The organism is Shimia sp. Alg240-R146 (assembly GCF_947331465.1).
Lineage (GTDB): Bacteria > Pseudomonadota > Alphaproteobacteria > Rhodobacterales > Rhodobacteraceae > Shimia.
Genome location: NZ_CAMZOK010000001.1, coordinates 822,131 through 845,054, shown reverse-complemented (window position 1 = coordinate 845,054; position 22,924 = coordinate 822,131). Strand labels below are relative to the sequence as shown.

Below are 22,924 nucleotides of genomic sequence, written 5' to 3'. Positions count from 1 at the left end.
TTCAACGCAAATTCTGCACACTACCTAAAAACAAAGGCCGCGATGTTTCCACCGCGGCCTCATCAACTCTTTGCGACACCTGTCTTAGTGACCCAAGATCTGGCTCAGGAACAGCTGCGTACGCTCGCTCTTCGGGTTGTTGAAGAACTCTTCCGGCTCGTTTTGCTCAACGATCTGGCCTTGGTCCATAAAGATCACGCGGTTCGCAACCTGACGGGCAAAACCCATTTCGTGCGTCACGCAAAGCATGGTCATGCCCTCTTCCGCAAGCTCGATCATGGTGTCGAGCACCTCTTTGATCATCTCAGGATCAAGAGCAGACGTCGGTTCGTCAAACAGCATAATGCGTGGCTTCATGCACAGCGAGCGTGCAATCGCCACACGCTGCTGCTGGCCACCTGACAACTGGCCGGGGTACTTGTCGGCCTGCTCGGGGATCTTGACCTTCTCAAGGAAGTGCATCGCGATCTCTTCGGCTTCTTTCTTGGGTGTTTTGCGCACCCAGATCGGCGCCAAGGTACAGTTCTCAAGGATCGTCAGATGCGGGAACAGGTTAAAGTGCTGAAAGCACATGCCAACCTCGGACCGGATCTTGTCGATGTTCTTGAGATCATTGGTCAATTCGATGCCATCCACGATGATATCGCCCGACTGGTGTTCTTCCAGACGGTTGATACAGCGGATCAACGTCGACTTGCCCGACCCTGATGGGCCCGCGATGACGATACGCTCGCCCTCGTTGACCGTCAGGTTGATATCGCGCAGCACGTGGAACGACCCGTACCACTTGTTCATGTTAGAGATATTGATCGCGACCTCGTCAGAGACGTGCATCTTGGAGCGATCGATTTGACGGTCAGTGATAAGTTCAGACATATTGAGAACCCCTTCTTAGTGGCCTTTGTGGAGCTTGCGCTCGAGCCACTGTGAATATTGAGAGATGCCGTAGCAGACGACGAAGAACAGCAGCGCGGCAAAGCCCAGCAATTCCCAGTAGACGCCGTTCCATTCGGTCGAAGCCAAGATCGGTCCGCGGATCATGCCCACCAGATCGAACATCGAAATGACCGACACCAGTGTTGTGTCCTTAAACAGACCCACCGCCACGTTGACGATGCCCGGAATGGAGATCTTCAGCGCTTGCGGCAGGATGATCAGACGCATTGCCTGTGGGTAATCAAGCCCAAGGCTGTCTGCAGCTTCATATTGCCCCTTTGGCAAAGCTGCGAGGCCACCACGGATCACCTCAGCAATATAGGCTGCCGAGAAAAGCGTGATCATAATCACCACCCGTAGGAACAGGTCCACTGTGCTTTCGGGCGGGAAGAAATACGCCAACATAACCGAGGCCACAAACAGCAGCGTGATCAGCGGCACGCCCCGAATGAACTCGATAAAGACAACGCAGACCCCTTTGATGAGCGGCATGTCAGACATTCGCCCCAGTGCCAATGCAATGCCCAACGGCACCGACAAGGACACACAGGTCACGCCCAGCATGAGGTTGAGCATGAAGCCCCCGAGGTCACGACTTGGCACTGCAGACAACAAGGCATTCTCGGACGCATCTTCTGGAATAAGCATTCCGCCAACGGCCCAGATGACCAAGGCAATCACAACCGCTCCAAAGAAACCCAAAGCAAAGTTGGTCCGACCAAACACTTGGAAGAACACACCCGCAACCACAAAGCCAATCAACGCCAGAAGCGGTGCCAGAATGGTGCCGCCCCAAATCAGCCAAAAGGCCACAAAGGGATAAAGGGCTGTTACGATCAACAGCTTTCGCGGAAGCTCAAAGAACAACACAGGCGCAATGGCAACCAGCATCAGCACAAAGGCCAGATTTGGACGCCAATATTCCTCTACAGGGTATTTGAACCCATAGATCAACTGGTTCCAGCGTTCTGTCAGTACCGAGAAACACGCGCCAGTCTTACCAGCAAGCGCCTCACGACATTCCGCCAACGACGATGTTGTCCAAAGACCATTCACGATCCATGGCACAGTGCCAGACAGGATCAAGTAAATGAACACAAGCGCCACAAGTGTCAGAATGCTGTTGGTGACACTCGAAAACAGGTTCTCGCGCATCCATTTTACAGCGCCGGTTTCGCGCGCCGGAGGCGCGGATTCCGGGATCACTTCGGTGGCCACAAAGGCAATCGAATTTGTCTCTTGATCAGCCATCTCAGCGCTCCTTCAGCTTAACGGATGCGTTGTAGACGTTCATCGCCATCGAAATCAGCAGCGACGCAGTGAGATAGAACAACATCAGCAGAAGCACACATTCGATCGCGCGGCCCGTTTGGTTCAACGTAATGCCGCCCAACGTCGCAGTGACATCCGCATAGCCAACAAGAATAGCCAAAGACGAGTTCTTGGTGATGTTGAGGTACTGAGAAATCAGCGGTGGAATGATCACACGCAGCGCCTGCGGCAGAACCACAAGGTTCATCACACGACGCGGACGCAGGCCCAAAGCCGCTGCGGCCTCGGTTTGTCCTTTCGACACAGCTTGAATACCAGCACGGACGTTTTCCGCGATAAAGGCGCCTGTATAGATCGACAGCGCAAACCAAAGCGCGATCAGCGATCCGCCGACTTTGATACCACCTTTGAAGTTAAAGCCCTTGAGCGCAGGCACTTCCCACGAAAGCCCCATGATGAACATCAAGGCAATGAACGGTGCCAGCCAGATCGCCAGATTGGTCCAAAATGTGTTTGGACGAATGCCGGTCTCGGCCTGAACCTCGGCGGCACGCGCGTTTGCTTTGCGCGTCGCGTACCAAGACCCCATTGCCACCAACAGAACTAGAACCCAGTTCAACGCTGCATTGCCAAACAGGCCATTCTCAAAGAACGGCATCGGGATGTATACGCCTCGGTTGGTAAATGCTACCAGATCCAGAAACATGCTCGATGTCGCGTTGTCGCCTTTGAACTCCCGGGGGCCAGGCATCACTGCCGTCATGATGGTGAAAATGATGATGATCCAGATCAGCACCGGAATGTTGCGGAAAATTTCCACATAAACGGCCATCAACTTGGATATGATCCAGTTGTTGGACAGCCGTAGAACCCCTGCAACCACGCCAAAGATGGTTGCGGTAATACAAGCCAAGAACGCCACAAGCAGTGTGTTCAAAATCCCGACGAGGGCTGCACGAGCGTGTGTAGATTGGCTGTCATATTCGATGAGACGCTGGTTGATGTCATAGCCAGCTTGGTCGCCAAGAAAACTATACGAGATATTCAGGCCGGCGGCGCGAAGGTTTTGCATCAGGTTGTTGCCCAGATACACAAACGCAAGGGCCAGTGCCACGGCTGCGATTGCTTGAAACGTCAACGAGCGATAGCGCGTGTCGTTGATCAGCATAGACAGCCGGAACGACGCCTTAGGAGGGTCGGTCAAAGTGGTCATGAAGGATCTTCCCCGTTGCTCGGCCTTTATTTTTTGACGTCTAAAGCGTCTGGCCGATTATTGTTTGCAGAGGTCGCAAAGCGAAAAGGGCGCGGTGTGTACCGCGCCCTTTCCGTGATGTGTTTAGCGGAAAGGAGGCGAGTAGATCAGGCCGCCATTTGTCCACTGAGCGTTCAGGCCACGGGCCAGACCGATTGGTGTGGCTTCACCGATGTTGCCTTCAAACAGCTCACCGTAGTTGCCGCCAGCCATGATGGCTGCCTTGGCCCAACCGGCGTCCAGACCGAGCATTTCGCCCAGGGTGCCTTCGGTGCCGAGCAGACGGTTAACTTCTGGGTTGTTTGTACCAGCAGCCATCTCACCGATGTTTGCAGATGTCACACCCAGCTCTTCTGCTGTGATCAGAGCGTTCAAGGACCAACGAACCACGTCACCCCAGTTGTCGTCGCCGTGACGAACCAGTGGGCCGAGAGGCTCTTTGGAGATGATTTCTGGCAGCAGAACGTGACCAGCTGGATCTTCGAATGTGGCGCGAGTCGCGGCCAGACCGGAAGCATCCGTTGTGTACACGTCGCAAGCACCTGCAAGGTACTGCTGCTGTGCTTCAGCGTTGGTTTCGATTGGAACCGGCTCATAGCTGATGTTGTTGGAGCGGAAGAAATCCGCCAGGTTCAGCTCGGTGGTGGTACCGGTCTGAATACAAACAGTCGCGCCGTCCAGTTCTTTGGCCGAGCTTACGCCCAGATCCTTAGGAACCATGAAGCCCTGACCATCATAGTAGTTCACGCCAACGAATGTGAACTTCAGGTCCACGTCGCGCGAGAAGGTCCATGTGGTGTTACGTGCCAGCATGTCGATTTCGCCAGACGCCAGCGCAGTAAAGCGGGTTTTGCCGGTAGTTGGCACAAACTCTACAGCTTTCGGGTCACCCAGAACAGCGGCGGCAACTGCGCGGCATACGCCAACGTCAAAGCCCATCCATTCGCCGTTCGCGTCAGGTGCAGCAAAGCCAACCAAACCGGTGGTCACGCCGCAGTTCAGCTTGCCGCGTGCTTTCACGTCATCCAGCGTGCCAGCAGCCGCAGCACCGGCCGCAAGGCCAGCAACAGTCAGCGCACCAAAGAATACGGATTTTTTCATTTTTACCTCTTCCTGATTACCCGCCCCTTTGAGAGGCGGTTTTAGTAGGCCACTCCCGGCCCTTTAGATGTTTAAGGATTACACCCCAATTACATCGTGGCTCAGTTTGGGCGCATTCATCGTCAAACGTCAAGAGGTCCATCACGGGATTCAATCGATGGGTGAAAGACGCCCAAACTGCCTGCAAAAAAGGTTAATTTGCTAAATTTGTGCCAACTTATAAAAGCGATTTGCGTGCAGGAACGCGTCATATTTGATCTGCGCTTCCTTGGACGCGTCCTCATCAACGCCCCACTGCTCCTCTTGCCACTGCTCATCAACGCGTGACAGACGCCAGATTTCGTCCGCATCGTGAACCCCACGCAGTGCAGCGAATCCGAGAATCAGCGACCCGGAAATGCCAACCAAGTCATGAAAGGCCGCCATTTCAAAGGCCGAGAGTTTATGCACTTCGGTCCGCAATTTCTCCAGTGATTGGGTGTCCTGCGCATGGTGCATCACACCGGCGACCGCCACCAGCCGCGCCCCGAATTCTTGTTCTGCCCACTCAAGCATCGGATCCCAACTTTTGGCTTGCCGCGCAACCAAAGCCTCCGGCGTGGTGGCGCGATAACACAGCAAATCCGTGCCGCCATATTCCGCCAACATATCAGCCACCTCGCCGTGCTGAATCGTTACTTTGTCTATCGCCGCATTGGCCGAGCGGGTGACAGGCATTGTTGCTGGGTCGATCTTCTCGTCCTGCGCGGCCCATTCTGCGGCTACCGCCTCGGCCATTGCACGTGTCGGCAACGTCAGGGGCGCTTTTGCAGGTGTCTTCACCGGGCGACCATCAAGCAGAATGCCGAAACCCTCGTCTGTCTCCTCGACAGAGGCCTCTTTCCAAAACCGCTTTTTTGCCCAACCGCTCATGCCAACTCTCCAAACATCTGTTCCAACACTGTGTCCAGCGCCGAAAAATCCTCAATAATATGCTTCGCTGCACTCAATGCGCTGGATGGATGATATCCCCAACTCACGCCGAGCCCCGCAACGCCGGCGGACTGCGCCATCTCCATGTCATAAGATGTATCGCCGATCATCACCGCATCGCCGCTTTCGATGCCCATCTCGGCCAAAGCCGTCAGGATCATCGACGGATGCGGCTTGGACGGGTGGTCATCTGCCACTTGACGGGTCAGGAAATAGCCTTCCAAACCATGCCCCTCGATCAACTTGTCCAATCCGCGCCGCGACTTTCCGGTCGCCACGCCCAACACAACATCATCGCGCGCCTTCAGCCGGTCCAACGCCGCCAACGCGCCGGGATACAGTGGCGAACTTTCTTTGGCGCCAACGGCTTCGCGGCGGCGCATATATGTATGCTTGTAGCCTTCCACCAAAGCCGCGCGTGTCACCGCATCCGTGGTAGGTGCAAGTTTCAGCATCGCCACATCCAGCGACAGCCCCACGATACCCAAAATATCTTCGCGCGACGGCGACGTCATGCCCTGTCGCTCAAACGCGCCATGCATCGACCCGAGAATGTCCGCCTGGCTGTCCACCAGTGTGCCATCCGCGTCAAATATCACCAGTTTTAGCCGCATCTGTCGTCCTTTTGCTTGGCGATGCTTCACCACGCAAAAGGACCGACGTCAAGCTCAGCCCGTATATGCCCCACTGGAATAGGTAAGTTCATAAGAGTGGCTGTAGAGTTCGATGATGTTCCCAAATGGATCTTCACAATAGACCATGCGATAGGGTTTCTCGTCAGGGTAGTAGTACCGCACCCGTTGCATCCGCTGTTTGCCACCAAGCTCTTCGATGCGTTTGATCCGCGCCTCCATGTCGCTGTCTTGCAGACAGAAATGGAAAATTCCGGGTTTCCAGTATTCAAACGGCGGCGGAGTGTCATCGGTCTTGGGAAACTCGAACAGTTCAATGCCAATTCCATCGGCGGTCGACACATGCGCGATGCGGAACTTTCCCCAACCGGGACCAAATACGTCGTCACACATTTCGCCAATTGCGCTATCGTCCTGCATCACCTCGCTTGGCGGCATCAGCAGGTAAAGATCAAACGCTTCGGTGTAAAACTTCACCGCGCGATCGAGGTCGGGAACTGTGATCCCGATATGAGAAAATGAAACGGCGGGCATGATACCTCCCCAAAAAGTTGATTAAAAAACGCCTTTCGGCATTCCGAGCCTGCCACATTATTGGGGCGGCTGGCCAATCAACACTTCAAAGGGCGTTTAGCGAAGTTCCTCAAACGGGTCTTCAGCTGCCAGATCCGTGGTCCAGCCAAAAGTGTCCCACGTCAGCGCCATGTGATCTGGCAGGTCCGCATGCACAGTGATCGTCTTGCGGGTTTCCGGATGCTCAAACGACATGGTTCGGGCGTGCAGATGCAGCTTGTTGGAAATAATGCCGCCCAGTTTCGCACCCCATCCATCGCCAAGGTTTTCTTGACCCGAGCCACCGTATTTCCCATCGCCAATGATCGGATGGCCGATCTCGGCCATATGCGCGCGCAACTGATGGGTGCGGCCCGTCAGAGGCTCCATCGCCACCCAGCTGGCACGGCTCGCCACCCGATAAAGCGTTGCATATTGCGTATGCGCCCGTTTTGCTCCGGGCGTGCTGTCGATGTCCCGCGGATGCACCGCATGCATCTTTTCACCTTCGCCGCGTGCACCATGGCCGCCAGCTTTGACCAGCCCGTATTTGATCTCGCCCAGATACGGCACAGGCACGCCGGCCACCACCGCCCAGTAGATTTTGCGGGTTTCTTTATGGCGCAGCGCTGCCGTCAACGCTTGGGCCGCTGGCCGCGTGCGCGCAAGCAACAAAACGCCCGACGTATCTTTGTCCAACCGGTGCACAAGTCGCGGTTTTTCGTCCATTTCAAACCGCAGCGCCTCGGACAAGCCGTCCACATGTTTGGTCTGCTTGCTGCCACCCTGCGTCGGAAGTCCTGGCGGCTTGTTCAGCGCGATCACGTGGTCGTCTTTGTAGATCACGCAATCGCGGATCATCTTTGCGTCTTTTTCTGTGACGCGTGTCATCGCAGGGCGCGGTGGCATTTCACCAGGGGCAGGCAGCGGCGGAATGCGCACTTCATTGCCCGCTTCCAGTCGGGTCGAGGCCTTCACCCGCCCACCATTCACACGGATCTCGCCTTTGCGGCACATCTTTTCGACGCGGCCCTGGCCGACATGGGGAAACACGCGCTTGAACCAGCGGTCCAACCGCTGGTCTGCATCGTTATCCTCGATTGTGATGGTCTGAACCCGGCTCATGCGAAAACTCCACGTGCGACAAGAACGCCCAAAAACAGCGCCCCCACCGACCCAATAACGGAAAGCGCGACATAAACACCAGCCGCGCCCCATTGTCCACGCTCAATCAACGTCACAGTTTCCAAAGAAAACGCGGAAAACGTCGTAAAGCCGCCCAGCAGCCCGGTCATGACCAAAGGTGACAGATGCGTCAGCCCGCGATTGGCGGCGGCCACCACAAAAACGCCCATCAGGAATGAGCCGATGATGTTCACCGTGATGATGGCCACGGGAAATCCTGATATCGCGCCTGGCCCTATGGCGCGCACGACGCTGAGCCCAACAAGATACCGCAATGCCGCGCCAACCGCGCCGCCCAAAGCCACATATGCCACGTTCAGGATCATCGGGTGCCTACTTCTTCTTCAACCGCTGCGTCGTGAAGTAATCCAGCCGCCGCTTCAATTCACGCTCAAACCCGCGCTCTACTGGACTATAGAGCACTGGACGTTTGACACCTTCAGGGAAATAATTTTGCCCGGAAAATCCACCTTCGGCGTTGTGATCATACTCATATCCATCGCCATACCCCTGCTCCGCCATCAAACTCGTAGGCGCGTTCAGGATGTGCTTGGGCGGCGGTTCGGACCCAGTCTTTTTGGCCAAAGCCCGCGCCGCTTTGTAAGCCATGTAGCCCGCGTTGGTTTTCGGCGCGAGCGCCAGATAGATCACCGCCTGCGCCAACGCCAACTCCCCTTCTGGGCTGCCCAGCCGCTCATACGTTTCCCACGCACTCAAGCAAACGCCCTGAGCTTGTGGATCGGCCAAGGCAATGTCCTCGCACGCCATCCGCGTGATGCGCCTTGCCAGAAACCGCGGGTCTTCCCCGCCTTCCAACATGCGCGAAAACCAATAAAGCGCCGCATCGGGGTCGGACCCGCGCACCGACTTGTGAAGTGCCGAGATTAAGTTGTAGTGCTCATCTCCCGATTTGTCGTATTTCGCCGCGCGGCGCATAAGCCGCGTCGACAATGCGTCTGTGTCCAGCTTGCCGTCGACACGCCACGCCATAACCTGTTCGATCAGATTGAGCAGCGCACGCCCATCCCCATCGGCCATTTCCAAAAGCGCTTCGCGCGCCGGACCGTCCAACGGCATGCCGCGATCCAGTTCACGCTCGGCCCGCTGCGCGAGCCGTTCGAGGTCTGCGAGGCTCAGGCGCTCAAGCACAAGAACTTGCGAGCGGCTCAGAACAGCGGCATTGAGTTCAAACGACGGATTTTCGGTGGTGGCCCCAACCAAAAGGATTGTGCCGTCTTCCATGTAGGGCAGAAACCCGTCCTGCTGCGCTTTGTTGAACCGATGTATCTCGTCCACGAACAACAGCGTACCTTTGCCATTGCCGCGCCGCACCTTGGCGGCTTCAAAAACTTTGCGCAGCTCCGGCACGCCAGTAAAGATCGCGCTGATCTGCACAAAATGCAGATCGGTTTCATCAGCCAGAAGTCGGGCGATGGTGGTCTTGCCCACACCGGGCGGCCCCCAAAAAACCAGTGAAGACAGTGAGCCGGACGACAACATCACGCCCAAAGGCGCCTCAGGGCCCAGCACCTGCTCTTGTCCTATGACCTCACCCAGAGATCTCGGACGCAATCGATCTGCCAACGGGCGCGGTGCAGAGCTTTCGCCCGCACCCGCGTTGCCGGTCTGATCAGCGGAATTCGGAATGTCAAAAAGGTCGGCCATGGCCCTCAGAGTCGGAAACGCATCACGACACGTTGTGTGCCGCGCTGGACCTCCAACCTAAGGCGTTTGCGCGCATCACGCAAAGCCTGATCCGCCTCGGCAGTCGTGGCCACGTCCTGACCATCCACAGATCGCAATACATCCCCCGGTGCCAGACCAAGCCGCGCCCCAACTTGGCCTGGCTTTTCCACCACCACACCGGTGATGCCAAGCGGCAGACCAAACTGTCCCAGTACAGCAGGGTTGATGTTGCTCATCACCATTCCGGGAATGGCCGAACGCGCTCCGGTTTCAACAGTTTCACGCGATGGCTCTTCTGGCGCAAGCGCAAGCGCCACTTCATATACGCTTTCCGCGCCGTCCCGCACGACCAGCACTTTGGCAGCTTCGCCCAACCCGACAACAGACATTCGGAACACCATCTCGGCGGGGGTGTTCACCGGCTGACCTTCGACCTCAAGGATCACATCTCCGGATTCCAATCCGGCTGCCATAAACGGGCTCGCTGCATGCAAGTCTGACACGACGATGCCACCCGGCCGATCCAGCCCGAGTCCGTCCGCCATATCTGCATCAACTGGTTGGCCAAACATACCGGCCCAAGGGCGCTGGAAACTCTCAAACCCCGAGCGCGCTTGATCCACGAATTGGCCCACCAGTTTGGAGGGGATCGCAAAGCCAATACCGTTTGAGCCGCCGGACCGTGTAAGGATCGACGTGTTAATCCCTACAAGATCACCGTTCACATCAATCAACGCGCCGCCCGAGTTGCCGGGGTTGATCGCCGCATCGGTCTGCAAGAAATACCCGCGCGCACTCCCCGTCGAAATCCCGGACCGCGCCAATCCCGACACGATGCCCGAAGTCACCGTCTGACCCACCCCGAACGGGTTGCCAATCGCCAGAACCAACTCGCCGACTTCGACGTTGTCGCTGTTGCGCAACTCCAGATACGGCAGGCTTTCAACGCCCTCCATCTGCAGGATCGCCAAATCGCTTTCCTCGTCTGCCAACAAAACCCGCGCTTTGTATTCCCGCCGGTCATTCAGTTGCACCCGAATGTCCGTGGACATGCCCACTACGTGATAGTTGGACACGACAATCCCGTCGTCCGACAAGATCACGCCGGATCCCAACGAGTTTTTGACCTGCGGACCAGTATTGCCAAAGTTGCGAAAGAACTGATCGAAAAACGGGTCTGATGAAAACGGGCTTTGGCGGGCCTGCACCACTTGTTTCGCGTAGATATTGACCACCGCCGGAGCGGCCTCTGCCACCAAAGGCGCAAACCCGAGGCTGATTTCTGCCTGAGACTGTGGCACGCGGGTTTCTGCGACGGCTGGTACGGCGAGCACGATTGAAAGTACAATCGCAAGGGGGCGGATCATAATGGCGTCCTTTTTGCTTTTGTCAGCATATGCGGAACAGATAGGCCAATTTCAACCGGCGCTCACAATGTCTTTTGGCAGCAGGCGCCGTTGGCTTACGCAACAAAAAAGCCCCCGCCAAATGGCAGGGGCTCAAAACGACCGGTCAAACCGGAGTTGTCTTATTCTTCGGCAGCGTCTTCTGCTGCAACACGGGCTTTGTCCGCTGCGCCTTTGGCGTCCAGATCACGATCAACGAATTCGATGATCGCCATCGGAGCCATGTCGCCATAACGGAAACCGGCTTTCATGATGCGGACATAACCACCCTGACGCTCGGCATAACGTGGGCCAAGAATGTCAAAGAGTTTTGCCACATACTGATCTTCTTTCAGACGCGCACGGGCCTGACGGCGGGAGTGCAGGTCACCACGTTTTGCCAGCGTGATCATCTTTTCGATGATCGGGCGCAGTTCTTTGGCCTTTGGCAAAGTGGTTTTGATTTGTTCGTGTTCGATCAACGAACCCGCCATGTTGGCAAACAATGCCTTGCGGTGTTCGTGTGTACGATTCAGGCGGCGATAACCACGAGCGTGACGCATTTCAATTCTCCTACTTGCGTTTTTGCTTTGTCCGGCAGCCGATGCGTGTCAGCCACTCTCCTTGGGGCATGTGCCCACGTATTCCCCGGCAATTCCGGGCATTTGTAGAATTGGGCGGGGTTGCCCCCGCCCGAAACTCTTAGAAGTTGTCTTCGAACTTCTTGGCCAGATCTTCGATGTTGTCCGGCGGCCAGTCCTCGACGTCCATGCCAAGGTGCAGACCCATGCCCGACAGCACTTCTTTGATCTCGTTCAAAGATTTGCGGCCGAAGTTCGGTGTGCGCAGCATTTCCGCTTCGGTTTTCTGGATCAGATCGCCGATGTAAACGATGTTGTCGTTCTTGAGGCAGTTTGCCGAACGTACAGACAGTTCCAGCTCGTCCACTTTCTTCAGCAGAAGCGGGTTGAACTCGAGGCCATCGTCTTCTTCTTGGCGACCAGCCGACTCGGGCTCGTCAAAGTTCACGAAGATCGACAACTGGTCCTGCAGAATGCGCGCAGCAAAGGCCACGGCGTCTTCTGGTGTGATGGACCCGTCGGTTTCAACCTTCATGGTCAGTTTGTCATAATCCAGCACCTGACCTTCACGGGTCGGCTGCACGTCATAAGACACTTTTTTCACAGGCGAGTAGATCGCATCGATCGGCATCAGGCCGATTGGCGCGTCTTCCGGCTTGTTTTTGTCTGCCGACACATAGCCTTTGCCAGTATTGACGGTCAGTTCCACATAAAGGTCCGCGCCATCGTCGAGGTGACAGATCACATGGTCTTTGTTGAGAACTTCGATGCCCGCGCTGTCGGAGATATCACCGGCAGTCACAGCACCTGGGCCTTTGGCAGAGATCGAAAGACGCTTAGGGCCTTCAACTTCCATCCGCAGGCTCACGCCTTTGAGGTTCAGGATCACATCAGTCACATCTTCGCGCACACCGGCAACAGAAGAGAACTCGTGCAGAACGTTGTCGATCTGTACAGATGTGATGGCCGCGCCTTGCAGCGAGCTCATCAGAACGCGACGCAGCGCGTTGCCCAGCGTAAGACCAAAGCCACGCTCCAGCGGCTCAGCAACAACAGTTGCCTGACGCGCGGGGTCGTTGCCAGGTTTCACTTCAAGCTGGGTCGGCTTGATCAATTCAGCCCAATTTTTGTGGATCATACGTCCCTCCATACTTGTCCGGATCTCATGTCCAAAAGAACCAGACGCCCGAGGTTTCAAAATGACGAACTGGGGCCGAGCCAAAAGGCGCAGCCCCAGAGAGTAGAGTAGTGCTTATACGCGACGGCGCTTCGGCGGACGGCAGCCGTTGTGCGCGATCGGGGTTACATCACGGATAGAGGTGATGTTGAAGCCGATTGCAGCCAAGGCGCGCAGAGCCGATTCACGGCCCGAACCTGGGCCTTGAACTTCGACTTCCAGCGTTTTGACGCCGTGGTCTTGTGCTTTTTTGCCAGCATCTTCTGCAGCCATCTGAGCAGCATAAGGCGTCGATTTACGCGAGCCTTTGAAACCCATAGTACCGGCAGACGACCAGGAAATGGCGTTGCCTTGTACGTCAGAGATGAGGATCTTGGTGTTGTTGAACGACGAGTTAACGTGCGCAACACCAGAGGCGATATTCTTACGCTCTTTTTTCTTAGCGCGAACCTTTTCACGTGCCATTGATCAAACCCTCCCTTATTTCTTCTTGCCAGCAATGGCCTTTGCAGGGCCTTTGCGTGTGCGAGCGTTGGTATGTGTACGCTGACCGCGCACAGGAAGGTTGCGACGATGACGCAGACCGCGATAGCAGCCAAGGTCCATCAGACGCTTGATGTTCATCTGTGTCTCACGACGCAGGTCACCTTCAACGGTGTAGGTCGCATCGATGTGCTCACGGATGGCCAGAATTTCTGCGTCGCTCAGTTCGTTTACACGACGAGTCACGTCAATTTTGACGCTTTCGCAGATTTCAGCGGCCGAAGTTGAGCCAATACCAGTGATATAAGTCAGGGCGATCGGGACCCGTTTGTGGGTCGGGATGTTTACGCCGGCAATACGTGCCACGTGTCACTTTCCTTTTCGTTGCGGTTCCGTAGTTCCGGAACCTTTTTTCACAACGTAAGCCCGACGCTTTTGAGCGATCGGGCCTCAGCTGATCAGGTGGTCTTGCCAATGGGGGCGACCCACCAGCAAAGAATGTGATTCTCCGTTAAGAGATGGTGTGATTTATGGGGGATTGACGGGGGTGTCAAGTGGGGGAAGGGGTTACCCTCATACCAAAAAACTCAGTAACACTGCACATTAGTCAGTTCCTTGTATAGCGGCCAATCAAACCGGTAGATTGACGGGCAATGGCTTTCCCACAACAGCACGTCACGACGTTGGCGCACGAAGTCAAATGCCTTACGCCATTCGACTTCGTCGCTTTTTCTGACAACTCGCGCGGCTCCTGTTTTATCCAGCCAAATAAACAGAAGTTCAAAATCCGAACCATCCTCAACAGACCCGCTCCACGTATACGCGCGCATGAAAAGCAAAACGGTCTCTTCACTTAGAGCCAATACCATTGGCTTGCGTTTGGTATCCAGGTGAATGGGGTGGTCATCCAGTTCATAGTGGACGACCACACCTCCCCTTTCTAACGATATGACTTCGCGCTGCAGTTCCCTCTTAAATGCCGGATTTATGCGCAAAACCTGAACTTTGATGCGCTCCATTGAGGACTGGTGATCAGCACTTTGAGCACTCGAAAAATGAGGGTCACGAAAATACGAACCCACAAAGGCCGGCCCCTTCACCACAAACTGACGGGGGATTGGATACCATTGAAGACCAACTTCAATTTCCGGCGGCGTTCGACCCTCCTTTGTCAGGCGCGTCGAGTTCGACGAGATCGACAGACAGTCCCGAAAAAAGAATAGGGTCAGCAAGACGACGATGCTCCCTAAAACCAACTTGCGAGTCATGCAATTTTCCATTTCGCAAGTCGCTTTTCTAACCAAACAAGTGAGAGACATGTGCGCAACCCGAAAGCGCGCTCAAAGAATAAGAGTGCTGACACAATAAACGCCTTGCTCACCGCTCCACTTACCCTCTCGTCAGCCTTTGAATTCAAAGGAACCGTCCCAAAGCATCCGGCGGTCCTCCGAACCTTCGTTAAACTGCCATCCAACCATCGCGCCGATCCTTGTCGTCGGATCAAAAGCCAACCAGGAAAACAAAAAGAACAGCGTCGCGACAAGAAGACGACCCCTGTGGGCACCGCGATAACAGAGGACCCCGATCAGCGCGCAAAGAACCGGAACCAACCACTTCGCCACAAACCAAATCAGGCTCAACTCGCCAGTGTTTGCAACGCTGACACTACAGGTCAGCAGCCAAATGGCGTGGAGGCATAGGCACGAGAAAATGCCAATAAGTAGTCTCAACTGGACTGCCGCATCATTTAGAAGCCCCAAACAAAAACGGAGCACCCGAAGGCGCTCCGCTCAATACATCCAGAAGATGAGTGTCAGGTCAACCCAACACGCCCGCAATCGAGGCCTCAACCTCATCCATTGACGCAAGACCGTCAATCGACGTCAGATCGCCTTTGGCGTGGTAATACCCAATCAGCGGGGACGTCTGCTTGTAATACGCCATCAGGCGCACTTTCAGGCTTTCGGCGTTGTCGTCCGCACGGGCTGTGCCGCCTGCGGCAACCGCTTCTGCAGCGCGGCCAACGATGCGGTCCACAAGAACCTCGTCATTCACCTGCATCTCAATCACCGCGTCCAGCGTCTCGCCGCAGTCCTCAAGCAGGGCTGCCAAAGCGTCGGCCTGTGCCAACGTGCGCGGGAAGCCGTCAAAGATAAAGCCGCCCTTCTTGTCGCCCTCAAGCTGCTCACGGATCAGGCCGATCACGATCTCGTCGGTCACAAGCTCGCCACGGTCCATAACCTCGGCCACGCGCTTGCCCATCTCTGTGCCAGATGTCTTTGCGGCGCGCAGCATGTCGCCCGTGGACAGCTGGATCATGTCACGTTTTTCAACGAGGCGACCAGCCTGCGTGCCTTTACCGGCACCAGGTGGGCCAAGCAGGATAATATTCATCGACGAGCAGCTCCCTTGCGTGCGCCGCGCTTTTTACCTTTGCCGCGCAGCTGCGATTTTTCGATCAGCCCTTCGTATTGATGGGCCAGCAGATGGCTCTGGGCTTGCTGGATGGTGTCCATAGTCACCGACACAACAATCAGAACCGACGTACCGCCAAAGTAGAAGGGAATCGAGAACTGGCCACGCAGAATTTCAGGAAGGAGACAAACTGCCGCAAGGTAAGCGGCGCCCAGCACCAGCACGCGGTTGACCACATACTCCAGATACTCAGCTGTGCGCTTGCCTGGACGGATGCCCGGAACAAAGCCGTTCTGGTTCTTCAGGTTGTCCGCAACCTCGTCAGGTTTGAAGCTGACGTTGAAGGTATAGAAATAGGCGAAGAACACGATCATCGCGGCGAAGAACAGCAGATAGAGCGGCTGACCGGGACCGAAGTAAGCCAGAATGGTCGACATGATCGGCCCGGTCTGGCTGCCGGAGAAGGTGGAAATCGTGGTCGGCAGCAGCAAAAGAGAGCTGGCAAAAATCGCCGGAATAACGCCCGCCGGGTTCACTTTGACCGGCAAGTGGCTGGAGCCACCGTCATAGACTTTCATGCCAACCTGACGACGCGGGTACTGAATATGGATCTTGCGCAAGGCGCGTTCCATAAAGACCACAAAGGCAATCGTCGCGATGACCATGATGATCACGCCAACAATCACAAAACCGCTGATCGCGCCGGTGGTGCCCTGATAGAAGAACTGCGCCATAGCAGCAGGCAGTTCGGCAATGATGCCAACAAAGATGATCAAAGAGATACCGTTGCCCAGACCACGCGCGGTGATCTGCTCACCCAGCCACATCAGGAACATCGTGCCGCCCACCAGCGTCACCATGCAGCTAAAGCGGAAGAACACGCCCGGATCGGTGACCAGATCGCCCGCCTCTAGACTGACTGCGAGGCCGTAAGACTGCAGAATCGCCAGACCCACCGTGCCGAAGCGCGTGTACTGGTTCATCTTCTTGCGGCCCTGCTCGCCCTCTTTCTTGAGTTGCTCAAGGTAAGGCACCATGGAGCCAAGAAGCTGCACGATAATGCTGGCCGAAATATATGGCATGATGCCCAGAGCAAAGATGCCCATACGTCCCAGCGCGCCGCCGGTGAACATCGAAAGGATGCCGCCAATGCCCTGTGCCGCGCTCTCCATGAACTCACGAAGCGCGATGCCGTCAATGCCGGGCACCGGAATCCATGTGCCGAGGCGATAAACGATCAAAAGCGCCAGCGTATACAGGATGCGGTTGCGCAGGTCGGTGGCTTTTCCAAGTGCGGCCCAGCTTGTGTTGGCCGCCATTTGCTCTGCTGCAGATACCATTGGGATCTCTCTGTGACTAAAAACGCCGCCAAAACCGTTTTCCGGTTTGGCGGCGTTGGAAAACTTGGAAGATTATGTAAGCGGGTATCCGCCCGCTCACAACCTCTTATTCAGCCGCTGGCGCGGATTTGACCGTCAGAGAGCCGCCTGCTTTTTCCACAGCTTCAACAGCTGCCTTGGAAGCACCGGTCACTTCGATGTTCAATTTGGCGGAAACTTCGCCTTTTGCCAGAACACGGATGCCGTCTTTTTTGCGACGTACCAGACCGGAAGCAATCAGCGCGTCCTCGGTGATCGCAGCTTTGGCGTCCAGCTTTTTCTCGTCGACGAATTTCTGGATAAGGCCCAGGTTTACAACGGCAAATGCCTTGCGGTTTGGCTTGTTGAAGCCGCGCTTAGGCAGACGTTGGTACAAAGGCATCTGACCGCCTTCGTAGCCATTGATAGCCACACCCGAACGGGATTTTTGACCTTTGATACCACGGCCACCCATTTTACCTTTACCGGAACCGGGGCCACGGCCAACGCGCATGCGTTTTTTGGTTGCGCCTTCGTTGTCGCGCAGTTCATTCAGTTTCATATCGCTTCTCCTTGCCGGAACTGACCCACGAAGCGTAGTCGGGTCAAACACGGCTTTTCTTGGTTTTGATTCTTGTGGCCAGACTGACCACTGGGCGCGTATAGACGGGTTGGCGCAAAGGTTCAAGGGTTGAGCGTTGATCAAGTCTGCGGCGTCAACAGCATGGTACGGTTGAGACCTTGGCAACGGATTTCTCCGGTTATCTCCAACTCTATCCTTAGTCCCCCAAATAACAAAAAACGCCCCCGCAAAGCGGAGGCGCTGAGTATTCGTCAACCAAAGTGGCTCAGCCGCGCATAGCGGCGTCCCGTGCCACGTCATGGATGTTGTAGCGCGACACGCCAATGTCATCCAACTCGCGGTCGGTCATGCTGTTAAGCTGACGCACGGTTGCGTTGTGTTTGATCCGAACAAGGCAGGCTTTCTTGTTGGACTGCCAAAGCTCGGTCAGGCGAGCCATCAGTGACGGTGTGGTGTGTGCGGTCTGGTCGATTAGTGCCATTGTCGTTTCCTTTTTTTTGCTCAACCTTGCGCGCCCTTTGAAACGGCAAAGCCTCAGGCAACTGCCCGAGGCTTTGTTGCGGTGTTGGTCGAATGTCTTAGATCGCGCTCTGACGAGCGACGGAGATGATCTCGCTTCTGGCGAGACCGATGTCTGACAGTTCGTAGTCGGTCAGGGCCGACAGTTCGCGAACGGTCTTCTTGAAAGCTTTGGCGCGTGCGCGATTGATGCGGAAGTCCTCGATTGCATGCTGGATGTGGCCAACGAAATCGACGGGTTCAATGTGAAGTGCGGGTGCGTGTTGCATTTTCTAATTCCTAAAAGCTCCGGTGCGCCACTCCGGTGCCAAGCGCGTTTGTCTAAATCATGCAGGTCAAATAAGCTGACTAATTAGGCAAACAACGTCTAAAACTGCATTTCTGTTATGCAGTTTATGCATGGGGCGTTTTAAGTGCGTTTGGCTCAACGAAAAACGCCCCCGCAAATGCGAGGGCGTTTCTCAATGTCTTCAAAGCGTTACCGCTTAGTCGCGCTCTTCGATGATCTCAACCAGATGCGGGATCTTGTTGACCATGCCGCGGACCGAAGGAGTATCCTCCAGCTCACGGGTGCGGTTCATCTTGTTCAAGCCCAGGCCCACAAGAGTGGCGCGCTGGTCTGCGGGGCGACGGATCGGCGAGCCGACCTGTTTTACAACGATGGTTTTTGCCATTGATCGTTACTCCTTACGCGTCTGCGGCTTCGGAAGGTGCTTCATCCTTGCGCAGGATGTCAGCAACTTTCTTGCCACGACGTGCGGCAACCTGACGTGGGCTGGCTTCTTTGTTCAGCCCGTCCATGGTTGCGCGGATCATGTTGTAGGGGTTCTGCGAACCGATCGACTTCGAAACAACGTCTTTGACGCCGAGCATTTCGAAAACTGCACGCATTGGACCACCTGCGATGATACCGGTACCTTCAGGTGCGGTACGCATTACCACTTTACCGGCGCCGTGACGGCCTTCCATATCGTGGTGCAGGGTACGACCTTCGCGCAGAGGCACGCGGATCATCTGGCGTTTGGCTTGTTCAGTGGCTTTACGAATGGCCTCAGGGACCTCTTTCGCTTTACCTTTGCCAAAGCCGACACGACCTTTTTGATCGCCGACAACAACCAGAGCTGCAAAGCCAAAGTTCTTACCACCCTTGGTGGTTTTCGAAACACGGTTGATCGCGACTAGACGATCTGCGAATTCCGGAGTTTCTTCTTCGCGGTTGCGACCGCGACCCCGGCGATTATCACGTTCTGCCATTTGGCATTCCTTTATCTACTGGCGCGTGGCGCCTTTTGTCTCGATCCCAGTGAGGCCCAACCAAGGCCGGACCTCCCGGATCATCGGGGGGACGTTGCCGTCCCCCACAAGTTGCTTATACGCTTAGGCCGCCTTCACGCGCAGCGTCGGCCAAGGCCTTCACTTTGCCGTGGAAGAGGAAACCACCGCGATCGAAATATGCTTCGCTCACGCCGGCTTTCTTGGCACGTTCGGCAATCGTAGCACCCACTTTGGTGGCTGCTTCGACGTTGTTTTTGCCAACTACGCCAAGATCCTTTTCGAGGGTCGAGGCCGAGGCCACCGTCACACCGTTGCGATCGTCGATCAGCTGAGCGCTGATGTTCTTGTTCGAACGATGAACCGAAAGGCGCATCTTGCGATCGCCATTGACCTTGCGAAGTTTGTTCCGGACGCGCAGGCGGCGCTTGAGGAACAGTGTCCGTTTGCTGTTTGCCATCTGTCTGGTCCTTACTTCTTCTTACCTTCCTTGCGGAAGATATATTCATCAACGTACTTGATACCTTTGCCTTTATAGGGCTCGGGCTTACGCCATTCGCGGATGTTCGCCGCGACTTGGCCTACAAGCTGACTGCTGGTGCCCTCGACAATGATCTGTGTGGGCTTCGGTGCGGTCACGGTGATACCGGCCGGCACTTCGAAGTTCACTTCATGCGAGAGACCGAGCGACAGCTTCAGGGTGTTGCCCTGCATCTGCGCACGATAACCAACACCGTTGATCTCGAGTTCTTTTTTGAAGCCCGAAGTCACACCAGTCACCATGTTGGAGATGACAGTGCGAGACATACCCCATTGCTGACGTGCACGCTTGGACGAGCCGCGCGGTGTCACAGTCACAACGTTGTCTTCTACCGCAACAGTGACGTCGTCAGTTGCAGTGAAAGACTGGGTGTCCTTCGGACCTTTGATTTCGATGGTCTGGCCGGAGACAGAAGCGCTAACGCCGCTGGGCAGCTCGACCGGTTTTTTACCAATACGAGACATAACAGCTCTCCTTAGAAGACCGTGCAGAGTACTTCGCCACCAACCTTGTTGGAACGAGCACTTGCATCCGACATCACACCTTTAGAGGTGGAGACAATCGACACGCCCAGGCCCTGACGGACTGTTGGGATGTCATCGACGCCCATGTAAACGCGACGGCCAGGTTTGGAAACCCGAGCCAATTCACGAATAACAGGAGTGCCTTCGTAGTATTTCAGGCTGATTTCGAAGGCCGGGTGGCCGTTCTCTTCAGATGCTTCATAGCCGCGGATGTAGCCTTCGTCGGCCAGCACATCCAGAACCCAGCCGCGCAATTTGGAAGCAGGTGTGGAAACCACCGACTTGCCGCGCATCTGGCCGTTGCGGATACGGGTCAGCATATCACCGATAGGATCGTTCATAATACTCTCTCCTTACCAGCTAGATTTGACCATGCCGGGGATCTGACCTGCAGAACCCAGCTCGCGCAGCGCGATACGGCTGACCTTCAGCTTACGGTAGTAAGCGTGAGGACGACCGGTCAGCTGACAACGGTTGTGAAGACGTGTAGCCGAGCTGTTGCGCGGCAGTTTCGCCAGTTTCAGACGCGCTTTGAAACGCTCTTCCATTGGCTTGGACTCATCGGCAGCGATTTCTTTCAGCTCTGCGCGTTTGACTGCATATTTAGCAACCAGACGTTCACGCTTCTTTTCGCGTTCGATCATAGATTTTTTAGCCATGTCTAATCCTTCCTGCGCTTACGCGTTGAACGGCATGTTGAAATGCTTCAACAGGCTCTTCGCTTCAGCGTCGGTTTTGGCATCGGTGGCGATGACGATATCCATGCCCCAGTTTTCGTCGACTTTATCAAAGTCGATTTCTGGGAATACGATGTGCTCTTTCAAGCCAGTGGCAAAGTTGCCGCGGCCATCAAAGCTCGGGTTCACACCACGGAAGTCGCGGATGCGAGGCATCGCAATGGTGATCAAACGATCGAGGAATTCGTACATACGGTCGCCGCGCAGTGTTACTTTGGCGCCCATTGGCATGCCTTCGCGAACGCGGAAGCCGGCAATGGAGTTCTTAGCAACAGTGGTCAGAGCTTTCTGGCCCGCAATCGCGGTCAGATCAGCCTGCGCCGACTTGGCTTTCTTGCTGTCTTTCACGGCTGCACGGCCACAGCCGATGTTCAGCACGATCTTTTCCAGCTTCGGGATCTGCATGTCGTTTGAATAACCGAACTCTTCTTTGAGAGCGGCGCGGATGGAATCCGCATACAGCGACTTCAGACGCGGGGTGTAGTTTGCGGTATCAAGCATCAATCACGTCCCCCGTGGTTTTGGCAAAACGCACTTTCTTGTCGCCTTCCATACGGAAGCCAACGCGTGTGGCTTTGCCATTTGCGTCCAGCAGAGCCAGATTAGACAGTTCGATAGGCATCGCCTGAGGGATGCGGCCGCCCTGGTTGGTCTGGCTTTGTTTTGTGTGGCGGATGGCGATGTTGATGCCTTCCACAACAGCTTTACCGGCTTTGGGGTCAACAGAGGAGATAGAACCCTCTTTGCCTTTGTCCTTACCGGCCAATACGACGACCTTGTCGCCTTTTTTCAGCTTAGCAGCCATCTTACAGCACCTCCGGCGCGAGCGAGATGATCTTCATGAAGTTCTTGGCGCGCAGCTCACGAACAACTGGGCCGAAGATACGAGTACCTACAGGCTCATTGGCGTTGTTCAAAATAACAGCCGCGTTGCGATCAAAACGGATCGCTGTGCCATCTTCACGACGGACTTCTTTAGCGGTGCGTACGACGACGGCCTTACGGACGTCACCTTTCTTTACGCGACCACGTGGAATGGCTTCCTTAACCGAGACAACGATAACGTCGCCTACGGATGCGTACTTACGCTTGGAACCACCCAGAACCTTAATGCACTGAACACGGCGAGCGCCGCTGTTGTCAGCAACATCCAGGTTGGTTTGCATCTGGATCATGTGGTTTCTCCCGACCTATGGGGCGCCGATGCGTGGCGAGATCCCCAGGGTTTCGACTAACTGTTAAGTCTAGTCGCTTTGGGAGCCTTGCGGCTCTTAAGCTTCCAGAACTTCCCAGCGTTTGGTTTTCGAACGCGGAGCGCATTCGATAATGCGAACATTGTCACCTACTTTGTAGGCGTTGTTCTCATCGTGAGCCCGGTACTTTTTGGACTTACGAATGGTTTTCTTCAGAACCGGGTGCGTAAAGCGACGCTCTACGGAAACGGTGACTGTTTGGGCGTTGGCATCCGAAGTAACGGTGCCAGTCAGGATACGTTTGGGCATCTATCAGGCTCCTATTACTCTGCTGCCGACTTGGCTTTTTCGTTCAGGATAGTCTTAACACGGGCAGCGTTGCGACGCGCTGCACGGATCAAGGCCGGGTTTTCCATCTGGCCGGTGGCCTGTTGGAAACGCAGGTTGAACGATTCTTTTTTCAGATTGGCCAGCTCTTCACGAAGCTGATCCGGCGTTTTTTCACGCAGTTCGTTGGCGTTCATCGCCTCTTCCTTTCTCATACACCAGAAGGCCCCCGGGTTATGTG

General features: G+C 55.5%; 32 protein-coding genes. All 32 read right to left on the bottom strand.

The features are described from left to right. Positions 1–84: 84 nt before the first annotated feature. The gene (locus PG871_RS04050) at positions 85–876 is read right to left on the bottom strand and encodes an amino acid ABC transporter ATP-binding protein (protein ID WP_270726250.1); all 792 of its coding nucleotides are present in this window, start codon (positions 874–876) and stop codon (positions 85–87) included. 15 nt (positions 877–891) lie between these two features. Further along, complete coding sequence (locus PG871_RS04045) at positions 892–2,187, bottom strand: amino acid ABC transporter permease (RefSeq protein WP_270726249.1); 1,296 nt, start codon at positions 2,185–2,187, stop codon at positions 892–894. A 1-nt stretch (position 2,188) separates the two neighbouring features. Beyond that, positions 2,189–3,421, bottom strand: coding sequence for an amino acid ABC transporter permease (locus PG871_RS04040; RefSeq protein ID WP_270726246.1), 1,233 nt, complete (start codon positions 3,419–3,421; stop codon positions 2,189–2,191). Between the two features lie 123 nt (positions 3,422–3,544). Then, positions 3,545–4,561: an amino acid ABC transporter substrate-binding protein gene (locus PG871_RS04035; RefSeq protein WP_270726243.1), complete on the bottom strand. Its 1,017-nt coding sequence runs from the start codon at positions 4,559–4,561 to the stop codon at positions 3,545–3,547. Between the two features lie 201 nt (positions 4,562–4,762). Continuing rightward, positions 4,763–5,473 carry an ATP12 family chaperone protein gene (locus PG871_RS04030; protein WP_270726241.1) on the bottom strand — a complete coding sequence of 237 codons (711 nt, stop codon included), beginning with the start codon at positions 5,471–5,473 and terminating at the stop codon, positions 4,763–4,765. Next, positions 5,470–6,147: an HAD-IA family hydrolase gene (locus PG871_RS04025; RefSeq protein ID WP_270726240.1), complete on the bottom strand. Its 678-nt coding sequence runs from the start codon at positions 6,145–6,147 to the stop codon at positions 5,470–5,472. The genes PG871_RS04030 and PG871_RS04025 overlap by 4 nt, the downstream gene beginning before the upstream one ends. 54 nt (positions 6,148–6,201) lie before the next feature. Beyond that, on the bottom strand, positions 6,202–6,699 hold the full coding sequence (locus tag PG871_RS04020) for a lactoylglutathione lyase family protein (protein WP_270726239.1): 498 nt from the start codon (positions 6,697–6,699) through the stop codon (positions 6,202–6,204). 96 nt (positions 6,700–6,795) lie between these two features. After that, positions 6,796–7,842: an RluA family pseudouridine synthase gene (locus tag PG871_RS04015; RefSeq protein WP_270726237.1), complete on the bottom strand. Its 1,047-nt coding sequence runs from the start codon at positions 7,840–7,842 to the stop codon at positions 6,796–6,798. Further along, positions 7,839–8,228, bottom strand: a complete 390-nt coding sequence (gene crcB, locus PG871_RS04010; protein ID WP_270726235.1) for a fluoride efflux transporter CrcB — start codon at positions 8,226–8,228, stop codon at positions 7,839–7,841. The genes PG871_RS04015 and crcB overlap by 4 nt, the downstream gene beginning before the upstream one ends. Before the next feature lie 7 nt (positions 8,229–8,235). Continuing rightward, a complete protein-coding gene (locus tag PG871_RS04005; protein ID WP_270726233.1) occupies positions 8,236–9,567 on the bottom strand; it encodes a replication-associated recombination protein A in 1,332 nt (443 codons plus the stop codon). Positions 9,568–9,572: 5 nt separating this feature from the next. After that, positions 9,573–10,955: a trypsin-like peptidase domain-containing protein gene (locus tag PG871_RS04000; RefSeq protein WP_270726231.1), complete on the bottom strand. Its 1,383-nt coding sequence runs from the start codon at positions 10,953–10,955 to the stop codon at positions 9,573–9,575. Positions 10,956–11,116: 161 nt separating this feature from the next. Further along, positions 11,117–11,536: a 50S ribosomal protein L17 gene (gene rplQ, locus PG871_RS03995; RefSeq protein WP_270726229.1), complete on the bottom strand. Its 420-nt coding sequence runs from the start codon at positions 11,534–11,536 to the stop codon at positions 11,117–11,119. Between the two features lie 139 nt (positions 11,537–11,675). After that, positions 11,676–12,692 carry a DNA-directed RNA polymerase subunit alpha gene (locus PG871_RS03990; RefSeq protein WP_054003479.1) on the bottom strand — a complete coding sequence of 339 codons (1,017 nt, stop codon included), beginning with the start codon at positions 12,690–12,692 and terminating at the stop codon, positions 11,676–11,678. A gap of 114 nt (positions 12,693–12,806) precedes the next feature. Further along, positions 12,807–13,196 carry a 30S ribosomal protein S11 gene (gene rpsK, locus PG871_RS03985; protein WP_270726225.1) on the bottom strand — a complete coding sequence of 130 codons (390 nt, stop codon included), beginning with the start codon at positions 13,194–13,196 and terminating at the stop codon, positions 12,807–12,809. A 15-nt stretch (positions 13,197–13,211) separates the two neighbouring features. Continuing rightward, on the bottom strand, positions 13,212–13,580 hold the full coding sequence (rpsM, locus tag PG871_RS03980) for a 30S ribosomal protein S13 (protein ID WP_270726222.1): 369 nt from the start codon (positions 13,578–13,580) through the stop codon (positions 13,212–13,214). A 221-nt stretch (positions 13,581–13,801) separates the two neighbouring features. Further along, positions 13,802–14,482 (bottom strand): hypothetical protein, encoded by a 681-nt coding sequence (locus PG871_RS03975; RefSeq protein ID WP_270726220.1) that lies wholly within the window; start codon positions 14,480–14,482, stop codon positions 13,802–13,804. Positions 14,483–15,032: 550 nt separating this feature from the next. Next, positions 15,033–15,608, bottom strand: coding sequence for an adenylate kinase (locus tag PG871_RS03970; protein WP_054003488.1), 576 nt, complete (start codon positions 15,606–15,608; stop codon positions 15,033–15,035). Then, positions 15,605–16,969: a preprotein translocase subunit SecY gene (gene secY / locus PG871_RS03965; protein ID WP_270726218.1), complete on the bottom strand. Its 1,365-nt coding sequence runs from the start codon at positions 16,967–16,969 to the stop codon at positions 15,605–15,607. Before secY ends, PG871_RS03970 begins: the two co-directional genes overlap by 4 nt. Positions 16,970–17,075: 106 nt before the next feature. Further along, positions 17,076–17,549 carry a 50S ribosomal protein L15 gene (gene rplO, locus PG871_RS03960; RefSeq protein ID WP_270726215.1) on the bottom strand — a complete coding sequence of 158 codons (474 nt, stop codon included), beginning with the start codon at positions 17,547–17,549 and terminating at the stop codon, positions 17,076–17,078. Between the two features lie 286 nt (positions 17,550–17,835). Next, on the bottom strand, positions 17,836–18,051 hold the full coding sequence (locus tag PG871_RS03955; protein ID WP_270726213.1) for a DUF1127 domain-containing protein: 216 nt from the start codon (positions 18,049–18,051) through the stop codon (positions 17,836–17,838). A gap of 97 nt (positions 18,052–18,148) precedes the next feature. Continuing rightward, positions 18,149–18,358, bottom strand: coding sequence for a DUF1127 domain-containing protein (locus PG871_RS03950; protein ID WP_270726211.1), 210 nt, complete (start codon positions 18,356–18,358; stop codon positions 18,149–18,151). Between the two features lie 216 nt (positions 18,359–18,574). Further along, positions 18,575–18,763 (bottom strand): 50S ribosomal protein L30, encoded by a 189-nt coding sequence (gene rpmD / locus PG871_RS03945; RefSeq protein ID WP_270726208.1) that lies wholly within the window; start codon positions 18,761–18,763, stop codon positions 18,575–18,577. 13 nt (positions 18,764–18,776) lie between these two features. Beyond that, positions 18,777–19,343 (bottom strand): 30S ribosomal protein S5, encoded by a 567-nt coding sequence (gene rpsE / locus PG871_RS03940; RefSeq protein ID WP_270726205.1) that lies wholly within the window; start codon positions 19,341–19,343, stop codon positions 18,777–18,779. A 115-nt stretch (positions 19,344–19,458) separates the two neighbouring features. Further along, positions 19,459–19,821 carry a 50S ribosomal protein L18 gene (gene rplR / locus PG871_RS03935; protein WP_270726203.1) on the bottom strand — a complete coding sequence of 121 codons (363 nt, stop codon included), beginning with the start codon at positions 19,819–19,821 and terminating at the stop codon, positions 19,459–19,461. An 11-nt stretch (positions 19,822–19,832) separates the two neighbouring features. After that, positions 19,833–20,366, bottom strand: a complete 534-nt coding sequence (rplF, locus tag PG871_RS03930) for a 50S ribosomal protein L6 (RefSeq protein WP_270726201.1) — start codon at positions 20,364–20,366, stop codon at positions 19,833–19,835. Positions 20,367–20,377: 11 nt separating this feature from the next. Next, on the bottom strand, positions 20,378–20,767 hold the full coding sequence (rpsH, locus tag PG871_RS03925; RefSeq protein WP_054003497.1) for a 30S ribosomal protein S8: 390 nt from the start codon (positions 20,765–20,767) through the stop codon (positions 20,378–20,380). 12 nt (positions 20,768–20,779) lie between these two features. After that, entirely contained in the window at positions 20,780–21,085 is a 306-nt protein-coding gene (gene rpsN, locus PG871_RS03920; RefSeq protein ID WP_054003498.1) for a 30S ribosomal protein S14, read from the bottom strand. An 18-nt stretch (positions 21,086–21,103) separates the two neighbouring features. Beyond that, positions 21,104–21,664 (bottom strand): 50S ribosomal protein L5, encoded by a 561-nt coding sequence (gene rplE / locus PG871_RS03915; RefSeq protein ID WP_270726195.1) that lies wholly within the window; start codon positions 21,662–21,664, stop codon positions 21,104–21,106. Then, complete coding sequence (gene rplX, locus PG871_RS03910) at positions 21,657–21,968, bottom strand: 50S ribosomal protein L24 (protein WP_054003500.1); 312 nt, start codon at positions 21,966–21,968, stop codon at positions 21,657–21,659. Before rplX ends, rplE begins: the two co-directional genes overlap by 8 nt. Position 21,969: 1 nt before the next feature. Then, the gene (gene rplN / locus PG871_RS03905; protein ID WP_048863755.1) at positions 21,970–22,338 is read right to left on the bottom strand and encodes a 50S ribosomal protein L14; all 369 of its coding nucleotides are present in this window, start codon (positions 22,336–22,338) and stop codon (positions 21,970–21,972) included. Positions 22,339–22,434: 96 nt separating this feature from the next. Next, the gene (gene rpsQ, locus PG871_RS03900; protein ID WP_054003501.1) at positions 22,435–22,665 is read right to left on the bottom strand and encodes a 30S ribosomal protein S17; all 231 of its coding nucleotides are present in this window, start codon (positions 22,663–22,665) and stop codon (positions 22,435–22,437) included. A 14-nt stretch (positions 22,666–22,679) separates the two neighbouring features. Next, the gene (rpmC, locus tag PG871_RS03895) at positions 22,680–22,880 is read right to left on the bottom strand and encodes a 50S ribosomal protein L29 (protein WP_108888942.1); all 201 of its coding nucleotides are present in this window, start codon (positions 22,878–22,880) and stop codon (positions 22,680–22,682) included. Positions 22,881–22,924 lie beyond the last annotated feature (44 nt).

Excerpts from the sequence above, each read along its gene's own strand:
- PG871_RS03970 (WP_054003488.1), bottom strand. The coding sequence starts at position 15,608 with ATGAATATTATCCTGCTTGGCCCACCTGGTGCCGGTAAAGGCACGCAG.
- rpsK (WP_270726225.1), bottom strand. The coding sequence starts at position 13,196 with ATGGCACGTGAAAAGGTTCGCGCTAAGAAAAAAGAGCGTAAGAATATC.
- PG871_RS04005 (WP_270726233.1), bottom strand. The coding sequence starts at position 9,567 with ATGGCCGACCTTTTTGACATTCCGAATTCCGCTGATCAGACCGGCAAC.
- rpmC (WP_108888942.1), bottom strand. The coding sequence starts at position 22,880 with ATGAACGCCAACGAACTGCGTGAAAAAACGCCGGATCAGCTTCGTGAA.
- PG871_RS04000 (WP_270726231.1), bottom strand. The coding sequence starts at position 10,955 with ATGATCCGCCCCCTTGCGATTGTACTTTCAATCGTGCTCGCCGTACCA.
- PG871_RS03950 (WP_270726211.1), bottom strand. The coding sequence starts at position 18,358 with ATGCAACACGCACCCGCACTTCACATTGAACCCGTCGATTTCGTTGGC.
- rplO (WP_270726215.1), bottom strand. The coding sequence starts at position 17,549 with ATGAAACTGAATGAACTGCGCGACAACGAAGGCGCAACCAAAAAACGC.
- rpsN (WP_054003498.1), bottom strand. The coding sequence starts at position 21,085 with ATGGCTAAAAAATCTATGATCGAACGCGAAAAGAAGCGTGAACGTCTG.
- PG871_RS03975 (WP_270726220.1), bottom strand. The coding sequence starts at position 14,482 with ATGACTCGCAAGTTGGTTTTAGGGAGCATCGTCGTCTTGCTGACCCTA.
- PG871_RS04040 (WP_270726246.1), bottom strand. The coding sequence starts at position 3,421 with ATGACCACTTTGACCGACCCTCCTAAGGCGTCGTTCCGGCTGTCTATG.
- rplE (WP_270726195.1), bottom strand. The coding sequence starts at position 21,664 with ATGCTTGATACCGCAAACTACACCCCGCGTCTGAAGTCGCTGTATGCG.
- PG871_RS04015 (WP_270726237.1), bottom strand. The coding sequence starts at position 7,842 with ATGAGCCGGGTTCAGACCATCACAATCGAGGATAACGATGCAGACCAG.
- secY (WP_270726218.1), bottom strand. The coding sequence starts at position 16,969 with ATGGTATCTGCAGCAGAGCAAATGGCGGCCAACACAAGCTGGGCCGCA.
- PG871_RS04050 (WP_270726250.1), bottom strand. The coding sequence starts at position 876 with ATGTCTGAACTTATCACTGACCGTCAAATCGATCGCTCCAAGATGCAC.
- rplR (WP_270726203.1), bottom strand. The coding sequence starts at position 19,821 with ATGGCAAACAGCAAACGGACACTGTTCCTCAAGCGCCGCCTGCGCGTC.
- PG871_RS04035 (WP_270726243.1), bottom strand. The coding sequence starts at position 4,561 with ATGAAAAAATCCGTATTCTTTGGTGCGCTGACTGTTGCTGGCCTTGCG.
- rplQ (WP_270726229.1), bottom strand. The coding sequence starts at position 11,536 with ATGCGTCACGCTCGTGGTTATCGCCGCCTGAATCGTACACACGAACAC.
- PG871_RS03990 (WP_054003479.1), bottom strand. The coding sequence starts at position 12,692 with ATGATCCACAAAAATTGGGCTGAATTGATCAAGCCGACCCAGCTTGAA.
- rpsE (WP_270726205.1), bottom strand. The coding sequence starts at position 19,343 with ATGGCAGAACGTGATAATCGCCGGGGTCGCGGTCGCAACCGCGAAGAA.
- PG871_RS04045 (WP_270726249.1), bottom strand. The coding sequence starts at position 2,187 with ATGGCTGATCAAGAGACAAATTCGATTGCCTTTGTGGCCACCGAAGTG.
- PG871_RS04020 (WP_270726239.1), bottom strand. The coding sequence starts at position 6,699 with ATGCCCGCCGTTTCATTTTCTCATATCGGGATCACAGTTCCCGACCTC.
- rplX (WP_054003500.1), bottom strand. The coding sequence starts at position 21,968 with ATGGCTGCTAAGCTGAAAAAAGGCGACAAGGTCGTCGTATTGGCCGGT.
- PG871_RS04025 (WP_270726240.1), bottom strand. The coding sequence starts at position 6,147 with ATGCGGCTAAAACTGGTGATATTTGACGCGGATGGCACACTGGTGGAC.
- rplN (WP_048863755.1), bottom strand. The coding sequence starts at position 22,338 with ATGATCCAGATGCAAACCAACCTGGATGTTGCTGACAACAGCGGCGCT.
- PG871_RS03955 (WP_270726213.1), bottom strand. The coding sequence starts at position 18,051 with ATGGCACTAATCGACCAGACCGCACACACCACACCGTCACTGATGGCT.
- PG871_RS04030 (WP_270726241.1), bottom strand. The coding sequence starts at position 5,473 with ATGAGCGGTTGGGCAAAAAAGCGGTTTTGGAAAGAGGCCTCTGTCGAG.
- rpmD (WP_270726208.1), bottom strand. The coding sequence starts at position 18,763 with ATGGCAAAAACCATCGTTGTAAAACAGGTCGGCTCGCCGATCCGTCGC.
- rplF (WP_270726201.1), bottom strand. The coding sequence starts at position 20,366 with ATGTCTCGTATTGGTAAAAAACCGGTCGAGCTGCCCAGCGGCGTTAGC.
- rpsH (WP_054003497.1), bottom strand. The coding sequence starts at position 20,767 with ATGAACGATCCTATCGGTGATATGCTGACCCGTATCCGCAACGGCCAG.
- rpsQ (WP_054003501.1), bottom strand. The coding sequence starts at position 22,665 with ATGCCCAAACGTATCCTGACTGGCACCGTTACTTCGGATGCCAACGCC.
- crcB (WP_270726235.1), bottom strand. The coding sequence starts at position 8,228 with ATGATCCTGAACGTGGCATATGTGGCTTTGGGCGGCGCGGTTGGCGCG.